2 protein-coding genes are annotated in these 2,101 nt (G+C 57.4%); both read right to left on the bottom strand.

Annotation, left to right across the window (positions count from 1 at the left end; all coding sequences use genetic code 11):
- On the bottom strand, nucleotides 1-310 hold a 310-nt coding region (locus SPHINGO391_RS00005), incomplete at its 3' end, for a TniB family NTP-binding protein (RefSeq protein ID WP_193217125.1).
- Nucleotide 311: 1 nt separating this feature from the next.
- The gene (locus tag SPHINGO391_RS00010) at nucleotides 312-1,946 is read right to left on the bottom strand and encodes a Mu transposase C-terminal domain-containing protein (RefSeq protein ID WP_024099411.1); all 1,635 of its coding nucleotides are present in this window, start codon (nucleotides 1,944-1,946) and stop codon (nucleotides 312-314) included.
- Nucleotides 1,947-2,101: the final 155 nt, after the last annotated feature.

Raw genomic sequence — 2,101 nt, forward strand, 5'->3', positions numbered from 1 at the left:
CCAGGATGTGCAGATAGAACCGTCGTTCGTCGGGAGCTGGTGGTGCTTGTAACAGTAACAGCGGCGTTCGCGTAATTCCCGATGCTGGGTCATATTCCGGTGCATATCTGCGCGAAAGATTGCGGGCGATCATCGTCTTTCCGATCCCGGACGCGCCATGCACAAGAAGGCCAGGCATACGGGTTTGCCTTGGCGCTTCGATCATACACTGCAAACGGTCCAGAACTTGTTCGGCCCGCGGAAAGCCAATCCAGATATCCGATTGAATGAGGGTGATCCGACCGTCTTCCTCTGTTTTTCCTGCCCTCAATTCACCATCTCTCCACCTTGAACAATGGGCGCGATGTATCACCCGTATCGATCGCGCGCAGCCCTTCGGTTGTTGAGACGGCCGAGTTGGCGCCCTCCAATGTCCCTTTTCTTTCACGGGATCGGCGTTCGGCCCTCGTCAGGCTCCGGCTTTCAGACTCGATTTGGCGTTGCTGTCGGATCAGCTCAGCCAGGACCAGCTCATTGGACCCGGACTTGCCAAGGGCACGGGCATTCCTCATGGCTTCGCGATATTCCCAGAGCGACACAGGCGGAATTTCCAGGTTTCGGTACCGAGCTTCGACGTATCGGTCATTATCCAGTTCGACCCAGATCACCGAGAGGTCGCGAGGGTCGTAGCGGACGACCACCTTTCCATCCCCGCGCCCGATGTGGCCTGCAAGCGCATCGGACCAGTACCGTATCTGGAACAGATGGATGCCGTCACGCCTGACCTTGCGCAGTTCACTTGGCAGAAAGCTCACCCGAAAGGCTTCAATCTCGAAGGGGATATCGCCCATCATTTGCTCTGAGAGCGCCTCCCATTTGGCAACGGGCGTGCAGCCAAGACTTGAATGAATGCTGTTGTTGTAGCGGCAGATTTCCAGAGCAAACCAGCGATCGAAGTCGCTTAAGGTCATCGTGGCCATGCCCTCGGCGTCATAGTCGCCCTTGGCCACGACCGAGGATTGCGTTGTTCCAGGCAACAGGTGCACGGCCCCCATCATCGTGCCGATCAATCGTTCGATGTGCCCTCCGAAATGAGGACTGCCTGGCGGCCGATAGACCAGATCGATCCCCCATTCTGCACATGCCGACCGAAAGGCATGCGACCGGAAATCGCGCCCGTTATCGACGTGGATGCTATGCGGTTTACCCTGCGCGGGCCAAGGAACATTGCGCACCAATTCCGCCAGAAGTTCCGCCTTGGGGGCCACAGCCTGTGTCAGGCAAAGCGCCACCGACAGACGCGAAGGTGCCTCGAGAGAGGTGTAATATCCGGTCACCATCCGCGTTGCGACGTCGATCGCCAGCGTGACCCAAGGCCGCCCAATTGGTTTGCGTTCAAAACTGTCGACGAGAATGATGTCCGCAGGCGTATGGTCGATTTGCACGACCTCCAGTGGCCGGTTTGCCTTGTTGTCGCCTACGACCGGCGCAAATTTCTGGCGGGCCGCCTTTGCGCCTTCGCGTGCCTTGGCAATTTCACGGGCATCCATTGCATCCAGCCTGCGCTGAACCGTCCGACGTGTCGGCGGTTGCAAGCCCTGCTGCCAGCACGCGCTTCGGATTTCTGTCACGATGCGCGACAGGCTTGGGCGTTCCCGCCGTAAGAAATAACGGCGAAGATGTTCTTCGATCACCGCTTCCACCTTGCCGGATATCAAGGTTGTACCAGTCGGGCGGCCCCGTTTCCGAGAAGCCAGCGCGCTGGTGCGCCCACCCTCTTCGGCCAGACGCTTTATCCAGCGCCAGACAGTCGCCCTGCTGACACCAAGCTCCCAAACGGCGTCATTGATGCCACTTTCCAGACTGCCAGTTCCTTTGAGATATGCCTGAACAAGCGGACGCAGAACGGCCGCCCTGCGCGCCTCCTCAGCACCAGCGGCAACGAAGTCTTCGCGATCATCATCCATCAATATTTGCCACACGAAGCTGCGAACCCTGTCTCAGGTTTAAGGGCAAAAATATCGGATTTAAAGGCAAAATATCATATTTAAGGGCAAAGCAAGGCCGTTGATTTCGTTGGATTTCTCATCTCACAATTAAGGGTTCTTCCTCAAAGTCTGTG

Source organism: Hoeflea sp. EC-HK425 (assembly GCF_902498795.1).
GTDB lineage: Bacteria > Pseudomonadota > Alphaproteobacteria > Rhizobiales > Rhizobiaceae > Hoeflea > Hoeflea alexandrii.